Origin of the sequence: Micromonospora sp. NPDC051296, assembly GCF_040682255.1 — a bacterium.
GTDB classification, from domain to species: Bacteria; Actinomycetota; Actinomycetes; order Mycobacteriales; family Micromonosporaceae; genus Micromonospora; species Micromonospora craterilacus.
The window spans coordinates 1-8690 of record NZ_JBFBAO010000311.1; the positions used below are offsets into that span (position 1 = coordinate 1).

The 8690-nt window shown below is 69.5% G+C and carries 5 protein-coding genes; 3 read left to right on the plus strand and 2 right to left on the minus strand.

The window, feature by feature from the left end; translation table 11 throughout:
* The first annotated feature begins 144 nt into the window (after positions 1–144).
* Together AB0M52_RS26060 and AB0M52_RS26065 are read left to right on the plus strand one after the other, a co-directional pair.
* Positions 145–834: a sugar phosphate isomerase/epimerase family protein gene (locus AB0M52_RS26060; protein ID WP_363958751.1), complete on the plus strand. Its 690-nt coding sequence runs from the start codon at positions 145–147 to the stop codon at positions 832–834.
* 171 nt (positions 835–1005) lie between these two features.
* The gene (locus tag AB0M52_RS26065) at positions 1006–6492 is read left to right on the plus strand and encodes a ThuA domain-containing protein (protein ID WP_363958753.1); all 5487 of its coding nucleotides are present in this window, start codon (positions 1006–1008) and stop codon (positions 6490–6492) included.
* 220 nt (positions 6493–6712) lie between these two features.
* On the opposite strand, the gene AB0M52_RS26070 is transcribed toward AB0M52_RS26065, so the two are convergent.
* Both AB0M52_RS26070 and AB0M52_RS26075 read right to left on the minus strand, forming a co-directional pair.
* Complete coding sequence (locus tag AB0M52_RS26070; protein ID WP_363958756.1) at positions 6713–7339, minus strand: hypothetical protein; 627 nt, start codon at positions 7337–7339, stop codon at positions 6713–6715.
* A gap of 46 nt (positions 7340–7385) precedes the next feature.
* Positions 7386–7961, minus strand: coding sequence for an NADPH-dependent F420 reductase (locus tag AB0M52_RS26075; protein ID WP_363958759.1), 576 nt, complete (start codon positions 7959–7961; stop codon positions 7386–7388).
* Between the two features lie 92 nt (positions 7962–8053).
* Here AB0M52_RS26075 and AB0M52_RS26080 point away from each other — a divergent pair, with 92 nt between their 5' ends.
* The gene (locus AB0M52_RS26080) at positions 8054–8557 is read left to right on the plus strand and encodes a MarR family transcriptional regulator (protein WP_363958762.1); all 504 of its coding nucleotides are present in this window, start codon (positions 8054–8056) and stop codon (positions 8555–8557) included.
* Positions 8558–8690 lie beyond the last annotated feature (133 nt).

The window sequence follows — 8690 nt, forward strand, 5'->3', positions numbered from 1 at the left end:
CGTGGCCCTGGTAGAAGATGTGGTCGCCGCCGCCCGGGTGGTTCTTGCCCCGGAAGAAGTGGTTGAAGCCCACCTCGTACAGCGACGCTGAGCTGACCCTGCTGGTCGCGGAGACGGTGACCTACCCGGTGCCGGGCCGCCCAGGTGCTCGCCGACCACGGACTCGGCGCCACCGTGTGCCTCGTGATGCCACCCGGTCGTGAGCTGGTCGCCGCGGATCCGCAGACCATCCGGTCCACACAGGACTACCTGTTGCGCGTGGTGGACGCCGCCGCGACGGTCGGTTCGCCGGTGATCGCCGGGCCGGCGTACGCGTCGGTCGGCCGCACCTGGCGACTGTCGCCCGCCGAACGGGCCGCGGCGTACGCGCAGCTGCGGGCGAGCCTCGCACCCGTCGTCGAGCACGCGGGCACGGCCGGCGTCACGGTGGCCGTCGAGCCGCTCAACCGCTACGAGACGAGCCTGCTCAACACCATCGGCCAAACCCTCGACGCGATCGGCGACCTGCCGCACTGCGGGGTCGCGCTCGACCTCTACCACCAGAACATCGAGGAGACGGACATCCCGGCGGCGATCCGCGCGGCCGCCGGCCGGGTGGCACACGTCCAGGTGTGCGGCAACGACCGCGGCGCCCCCGGCGCCGACCACCTGGACTGGCCGGCGATTCTCGGCGCAGTCGACCAGGCGGGCTATACCGGCCCGCTGTGCATCGAGTCGTTCACCGCGGAGAACGCGACGATCGCCACCGCCGCCTCCATCTGGCGTCCGCTCGCCGCCAGTCAGGACGCGATCGCCGTGGACGGCCTGAAGTTCCTGCGGGCGGTGATGCCCTAGCGCCGACGGCCAACTTCACACCAGCCCGACGGCGCCGGCACGCCGCACGGTCACGCCAACACCAGTAGATCCTCGCGTCCCAGAGAGGTCCCCCATCTCATGAACGTGGCCTGGCGTCCCCGGTGGGGACGGATACTCGCGTTACCCCTTGTCGGCGCCCTCGCGCTTTCCATGGTCAGCCCACCGCCGGCGGCCGCCCAGCAGACCGAGCAAGACCAAGCCCATGTGCTGATCTTCACCAAGACCACCCAGTTCCGGCACACCGAGGCCATCGACCAGGGCGTACCCGTGCTGCGGGCCGCCTTCGCCGAGGCCGGCATCACCTCGCAGCACACCGAAGACTCATCGATCTTCAACGACGCCGACCTCGCCCAATTCGACGCCCTGGTGATGTTCCAGGCCTCCGGCGACCCGTGGACCGCCGACCAGAAGGCGGCGATGGAGCGCTACATGCAGGCCGGCAACGGCATCGTCGCCATCCACAACGCGACCGACATGCGCGGCAACTACGCGTGGTGGGACAACATGATCGGCGCGTTGATGCCCGGCCACGCCGCCACCGGCACCAGCCCCGGCCTGCCGGGCACGGTCCGCGTCGAGGACCAGACCCACCCGTCGACACGTCACCTGCCGCAGCGGTGGCAGCGCGCCGACGAGTGGTACAACTACTCGCTCAACGTCCGTGGCAACGCCCATGTGCTCGCGACGATGGACGAGACGACGTACAACCCGGGCGGCAACGCCATGGGCTACGACCACCCGATCTCCTGGTGCAAGCCGTACGACGGCGGTCGTGCCTGGATGACCGGCATGGGTCACTTCGGCGCCCACTACACCGGCGAGACGCAGCTGGTGCAGCACATCCTCGGTGGCGTGAAGTGGGCCTCCGGGGTCGAGCCGGGCGACTGCTCCGGCACCAGCTGGAACACCTACGAGCGGGTCCCGCTGGACCAGAACACCAGTGCCCCGTTCGCCATGGACGTCGCACCGGACGGCCGGGTCTTCTTCACCGAGCTGGTACGCGGCCAGATCCGGGTGTACGACCCGCAGACCAGGACGACCAGGACCGCGATCACGATCCCGGTGTACTCCGGCGGTGAGGACGGGCTGCTCGGCATCGCGCTCGACCCGAACTTCGCCGAGAACGGCCACCTCTACATCTACTACGCGCCGGCGAGCGCGAACGACAGCGACCCGGCGAACTTCTTCAACCGGCTGTCCCGTCTCACCGTCGGGCCGGGCTCGCAGATCGACCGCGCCACCGAGAAGATCCTGCTCGAGGTGCCGGCGCGGCGGCTGCCCGACGAGCCCGGTCACACCGGTGGCGGCCTCGCGTTCGACCCGGACGGCAACCTCTACCTCGGCGTCGGCGACGACGTGAACCCGCACTCCGAGCCGTCCGGCGGTTACGCGCCACTGTCCGAACGGAACGGGACCTTCCACGACGCGCGGGAGACCTCGGCCAACACCAACGACCTGCGCGGCAAGCTCCTGCGGATCCGTCCCGAGCCGGACGGCACATACTCCATCCCCGCGGGCAACCTGTTCGAGCCGGGCACGGCGAAGACCCGGCCGGAGATTTACGCCATGGGCTTCCGCAACCCGTTCCGGTTCTCGGTCGACCCGAAGACCGGGGCCGTCGGGATGGCGGACTACTCGCCGGACAACAGCAACGACAACCCGGACCGCGGGCCCGCCGGCATCTCCGAGTGGAACCTCATCACCGAGCCCGGCTTCTACGGCTGGCCGCTGTGCATGGGCAACAACGAGCCCTTCCGGGACGTGGACTACCGGACCAGCCCGGTCACCGTCGGTGCGTACTTCGACTGCAACCGCCCGATCAACGACTCGGTACGCAACACCGGTCTGACCGAGCTGCCGCCCGCCAAGCCGGCGAACATGTGGTACGGCTACAAGCGTTCCTCGGTACCGTCGGTCATCCCGCAGGGCGGTGGCCTGGCCCCGATGGGCGGCCCGTTCTACCAGTACGACCCGGACCTGGAGTCGGACACCAAGTTCCCGCCGTACTACGACGGCAAGCCGTTCTTCTACGAGTGGGCGCGGAACAAGATGTACTCGATCATCCCGAACGGGCAGGGCGGGGTCGAGAAGGTCAACCCGTTCCTGCCGCAGCAGCAGTTCCTCGCGCCGATCGACTCCAAGTTCGGCCCCGAGGGCTCGATGTACGTGCTGGACTGGGGTGGCGGCTTCGGCCGTGACAACCCGAACTCGGGGCTGTACCGGATCGACTACATCTCCGGATCGCGCTCACCCACCGCGAAGATCAGCGCCTCGCCGGACTCCGGGCAGGCACCACTCGAGGTTGGGTTCGACGGCTCGGGCAGCTCCGACCCCGAGAACGAGCAACTGCGGTACGAGTGGGACTTCACCGGCGACGGCGTGGTCGATTCCACCGCGCTGAAGCCGACCTTCACCTACACGGGCAACGGCGTCTACAACGCCCGGCTCACGGTGACCGACCCGCACGGCAAGACCGGCACCACCACGGTGCCGATCACGGTCGGCAACACCCGGCCGGAGGTGAAGTTCAACCTGCCGCCGAGCGGGGCGTTCTTCGACTTCGGTGACGAGATCAGCTGGAACCTGTCCGTCAGCGACGCCGAGGACACCCAGATCAACGACGCCGACGTGGTGATCCAGCCGGCGTTGGGCCACGACGAGCACGCGCACCCGGCCGAACCGCTGCACGGGCGCACCGGCTCGGTGACCACCGCCCTCGGCGGCGGGCACGGCGAGGACATGAACGTCTTCTACGCGCTCGACGGCCGCTACGCCGACTCCGGCGGCGCGGGTGGCATCCCGAGCCTGACCGGCTCGGACACCACGCTGATATTCCCGAAGCAGCGAGAGGCGGAGTTCTTCCGCAACTCGTCGAACGTGACGGTCGCCCCGTCACGTGACGTCGAGGGACACGCGGACTCCATCGCCGGCCAGAACGGCGCCTGGGCGTCGTACGAACCAATCAGCCTGTACAACGTGGACCGGCTAATCCTGCGCGTGTCGGCCGCCAGCGCGAGCCGGATCGAGCTGCGGCGGGGCGCGCCGGACGGTGAACTTCTCGGCACCGCGCAGGTGCCGGCGACCACCAGCGGCGGCTACGTCGACGTCCCGGTCCAGGTGTCCGACCCCGGCGAGACGTTCACCCTGTACGTGGTCTTCCCGGGCGCGGGCGAGCGGCGCCTGAACTTCATCGAGGCCGACGGCAAGGGCGTCTCACCGACCAGCAAGCCGAAGGTCGCGGTGACCTCCCCGACGCCGGCCGACCAACTGGAGCCGGGCGAGATCCAGGTGACCGCCGACGCGAGCGACGCGGAGAACACCATCACCAAGGTCGAGTTCTTCGTCGACGGCACGTCGATCGGCACCGACACCACCGCCCCGTACTCGGTGACCTGGAACGCGCCCTCGGAGAAGCGTTACCAACTGACCGCGGTCGCGACCAACGACAAGGGCCACCACACGAAGTCCCGCATCGTGCAGGTCGAGGTCGGCGACCTCTACGGAGCCTGGCAGACCTTCACCAACACCACCGCCACCTTCGACCGACCGGACCAGGACACCTGGATCGTCAAGGCCGGCGGCGCGAACATGTGGCAGGGCACCGACCAGTACGGCTCGGCGTACCTGCCGGCAGCGGCCGGCAACACCTGGACCGCCACGGTGAAGATCGAAAGCCAGACGAACACGAACAACTCCGCCAAGGCCGGTCTGATCGTCCGCAACGACGTCACCCGGCCCGGCAGCTCACCGGGGTACGCGGCGATGACGCTGCGGGCGGGCTCCGGGTTCGAGTGGCTGCGCGACACCGACGGCAACGGCCAACTCGACGCCAGCACCGGCGCCAGCACGACGAGCTACCCGTCCTGGGTGCGGATCGTGCGGGACGGCGGGAGGTACTACGGGTACTGGAGCAAGGACGGGAGGTCGTTCACCCCGGTCGGTGACCCGGTGACCCTGCCCGGCGCGGCCGGCCAGCAGGACATCGGCCTCGCCGTCACCGCGCACCACGCGTCGGCCGTCAGCGAGGTGAAGTTCACCGGATTCACGCTGGTCAACGAGGCCGTCCACCCGGCACCGCCGGAGGCCGCTCCGGGCTGCGCCGTCCGCGGCTCGGACAACTTCGACGGTGACACGCTGAACACCACCCGATGGACCACGGTACGGAACGCGCCGAACCTACCGGTGCGGGTCACCAACGGCGGGCTAGTGCTGCCGGTCACCAACGGTGACATCAACGAGGCCAACGTCGGGCCGATCAGCTACGTCGGTCAGCGCGCCCGGACCGGGCCGTGGACGATCACCACGAAGGTGACCATCCCGCACGACCGCGAGTGGCAGCACGCCGGCCTGCTCATGCACGGCAGTGACAACGACTACGTCAAGCTGGCGTTTACCCGCAACGCGTCCGGCGGCCGGATCATGGAGTTCCAGACCGAAGCCGGCGGGACGCGGACCTGGCACGCCAACGTGGGCGTACCGGCGAATTTCCCCACCACCGCGCACCTGCGACTGGTCAGCGACGGACAGCGGCTGACCGCGGCCTACTCCGCCGACGGCCAGACCTGGACCGCGCTCGCCGCCACCGCGAACGTCATCCCGAACGCGACCGTCGGCCTCATGGCCGCCGGTGACGTCGGGACGTCGCAGGTCAACGCCGTGTTCGACAACTTCACCAGCACGCCGGACGGCACGGACGACGGCGTCCGCGCGCCCAGCGACGAGTTCGACGGCAGCGGGATCGACGGCTGCCGGTGGAACGCCGTGGTCCGGTACGACTCGACCAAGGTCGCGGTGAGCAACGGTGCGCTGCGGATCGAGACCCAGCAGGGCGACATCAACGGCACCGACAACTCGCCGCGGAACTTCATCCTGCAGAAGATCCCCGCGGACGTCGCCGCCGGCGACTGGACGATCGAGACCAGGCTGACGCCGACGATGCTGCACCGGTGGCAGTTGGCCGGTTTGCTGGTCTACAACAACGACGACAACTACGTGAAGTTCGACGTCGTGGCCAACAACGCCGCCGGTGCGCCAACCGACCTGCGCGCCGAGCTCGTCTCGGAACGCAACGCGCAGTTCGGCAACGGCGGTAACCGGTCGATCGACATCGCCGACTCGACCGAGAGCGGCTGGTACCACCTGCGACTGAGCCGCAGTGGCAACACCTACTCGGCCCAGATCAGCGACGGCGGGATCAACTGGACCTCACTCGGCCAGCCGGTAACCAACGACGCCGTGATGACCTCCTTCGGTCTGATGGCGTTGGGGCCGGAGCAGACGCAGCCGGTCACCGTCGCGTTCGACCACTTCCGGGTACTCGCCGCGACAGAGTTGCCCCTGACGGTCACCGCGCAGGTGCGGTGCGTGGCGGGCAAGGCGTACCTGGCGGTGCAGGCGAACAACGGACACGACGCGGCCGTGAGCATCGCTCTGGAGAGCGCGTACGGCAACAAGGCCGCCGCCGACGTCGCGCCGGGTGGGAACGCCTTCCAGCAGTTCAACACCCGGGCAACCGCGGTCTCGGCCGGCTCGGCGACCGCCCGCGCCAGCGGGACGCTCAACGGCGCGGCCGTGACGACCGTCGTCACCAAGGAATACCCGGCCGTCAACTGCGCCGACCCCCGTCCAGCCCAGTAACTGAAAGCAACAACGGAGAGATCGAAGGAACAAACGGAGTCATCAGCGGTTGCTCGCAGCCGGCGCAGACCTGAGGGCCAAGCTGTGAGTGGATGACGGCGAGCCGGTGCCGGCCGGCTGCCGACCAGTGCCGGAGCATGCCACGCGTGCTCCGGCACTGGGTCTTCCAGGGCGGGTGTCCGGGCGTCAGGTCCGGTTGCGGAGTGCCGGGCCGCCGCACCTACGCGAGACGCTCCGGCAACCATGCCGCCAGCGCCGGTACGGCAGCCGAGGCGATGCCGTGCCCGACGGGATCCCGGCGGGCCACCGTCGAAGCGCCCGACTCCCCGAGCAGGTACGTCCAGGTGCGATCCAGCAGCTCCCGAGGGATCGCCGTGTCGTGCTCGCCCTGCGCCACGAATACCGGAACTCCGGCCAGCCGGGCAGCCGTCGTCGGCACACCCGCGTCGAACGGCAGCGTGCCGTAGAGGATCGCGGCGCCGGCGTAGCGCTTCGGGTCGTCGAGCAGCAGACCACCGGCGAAGGCGGCGCCTCCGCTGAAGCCGACCAGCGTCACCGGGCGGCCGGGTGGCGCGACGCCGTCGAGCCAGCCGCGAAACCAGTCCATCGTCTCGCGCAGCGACTCCGCCCGGGGTCGGCCGATGCCCCGGTTGGCGAACCACGCGAAGCCGGTGCCCTCGGCGATCGGGGCGCGCACCGCCGCGTACGACAGATGGGCGGGAAGATGGCCGGCGAGGGTGAGTATCTCCTGCTCGTGGGAGCCGCGGCCGTGCAGCAGTACGACCAGCGGCGCCGCGGGATCGGCAGATCCCGCGGTCGCCACCACCGGCGGGGCGAAGCCGCTCACGACCGCGTCCCGGCGTGCGCACGCCGCGCCGGACCGATGCCGGTGGTCACTGCGCCACCGCCAGGCCACCGGTCCAGCTGATCTTCTCACCGGCGGCGAGACTGATTTGCAGGAAGCCGATCGCCTCCAGCTCGCGGGCCCGCTTGAGGCCGCCCGCGTCGACTGCGCGCAGCCCGGCGGAGCTGACGACACCGGCGAGCAGCGCCTTCGCGTCCGCGTCGTCGCCGGCGATCAGCACGGTGGTCGGCAGACCGCCGACGGTCCCCGCTGCCAGGGTGCCGGCGAAGTTGGTGTTGAACGCCTTGACCACCCGCGACTCGGGCAGCGCTGCGGCGATCTCGGTGGTGGCGGAGCCGTCGGACGCAACGGTCAGGCTGTCGAAGGTCTCGAAGTTGAGCGGGTTGGTGATGTCGACGACCACCTTGCCGGCCAGCTGCGCGCCGCGCTGGGCGACAACCGCGGCCACCGAGGGGTACGGGACGGCGAGCACCACGATGTCGCCGGTGACCGCCTTGTCGGCCTGGGAGCTGTTCACCAGCTCAACCGTGTTGCCGCCCTTGGCCGCGAGGCCGGCGATGGCCTGACCCATGTTCCCGCTGCTGATGATGCTGATGTGTGCCATGACGTCCTCCAAGGGAGCTGATTAGTTGTCGCTACAACTATGACAAGCCCGATCGGTTGTAGCAACAACTAGTTTGGTGGCATACTGTGACCATGGACACGCGATGGCTCACGCCCGAGCAACTGGCCGCATGGGTGCGGCTTGCCGCCGTACTGGAACTTCTCCCGGCGGCGCTCGACAGTCAGCTACGCCGCGACGCCCAGCTGACCCACTTCGACTACTACGTGCTGGCCATGCTCTCCGAGGCCCCCGATCGCACCCTGCGGATGACCACGCTGGCCGAGCGCACGACCGCGACCCTCGCCCGCCTCTCCCACGTGGTGCAACGCCTCGAGTCCCGTGGCTTGATCCAACGTTTCCCCTGCCCCGAGGACCGGCGCGCGACCAACGCCCGCCTCACCGAGGCCGGCTGGCAGAAGGTGCGCGAAACCGCTCCCGGGCACGCCGCCGCCGTCCGGGCGAACGTCATTGACGCGCTGACCGACGAGCAGATCACCCAGCTGGCGGCCATCGCTGACGCGATTCTGCACCGTCTCGACCCCGGCGGCAGCTGCTCGGCGATCTACCAGCGTTACGACCAGGACCCCCGCCGGTAGGAACCCGATGGTGTACGGGGGCGCGGGGCGTACGGGCCGAAGGTCCTTTCGGGTGTGGGAGTTCGGCCCTGCGGTGTGGCTGGTGGCGGGGTCATGATGTGGGGGTCGGTGTTGGGGTTGTTGAGTTTTTGGG